Source organism: Arthrobacter sp. sptzw32, from assembly GCF_059089735.1.
Genome location: NZ_JBNHEZ010000018.1, coordinates 1 through 867, shown reverse-complemented (window position 1 = coordinate 867; position 867 = coordinate 1). Strand labels below are relative to the sequence as shown.

Genomic DNA, 867 nt, shown 5'->3' with positions numbered 1-867 from the left:
TCACCCCAACCCCCGGCACCGCCGCCCTCACCCCCGCCGGCGGCTCTGGTGTCGGCCCTGCAGTGTCTTCCCGGGCCGGGACCATCATCAGCCTGACTCTGAACCGGCTCCAACACCTCACCACCGGGGAGAACCTGGCGCTGATCGAGGAAAACTTCACCACCACCGCCGCGGCCGCCGACCCGGACTTCCTCACCCGCGTCGCCCGCCGCTGGGCCGAGACCATCGACGCCGACGGCACCGAACCCAGCGAAGAAGCCCTCCGCCACACCCAGGGCGCGTTCATCCGCAAACCCCGCCACGGCCTGCACCACCTCGACATCTACGCCACCACCGACCAATACGAACACCTCCTCACCGTCATGAACACCGCCACCAACCCACGCACCACCAACACCGGAACTAAACCCGGCACCGCAACCGGTACCGGCACAGGCACCGGCACCGGCATGGGCACGGATCACTGGCGGGACCGCGGCGTGGACGTGGAACTGGACCGCCGCACCAGGCCACAAAAACAACTCGACGGTCTCGTCGGCGCCGCCAAAATCGCCCTGGCCACCAACACCCTGCCCAGCACCGGCGGAAACCGCCCCCAAATCATCGCCACCATCAACTACCAAGACCTCCTCCCCCACCACAAAGCCACCCACCCAACACCCACCACCGGCACACACCCCGGCACCGGCACCGGCACGCCCCTCGGCACCGGCACCGGCCCCGGCACTGGCACCGGGAACTTCGTGTTTACCGGACCCGTCGCCGCCGCCACCCTCCGCAAAATCGCCTGCGACGCCGACATCATCCCCGCACTCCTGGGCACCCACGGCGAAATCCTCGACCTCGGCCGCAAAACCCGGCTCTTCA

General features: G+C 68.6%; 1 protein-coding gene. It reads left to right on the top strand.

The features are described 5' to 3' along the window. Positions 1 to 867: DUF222 domain-containing protein (locus tag AC5RVN_RS17405; RefSeq protein ID WP_494138751.1), on the top strand; the 867-nt coding region annotated here is incomplete at both ends.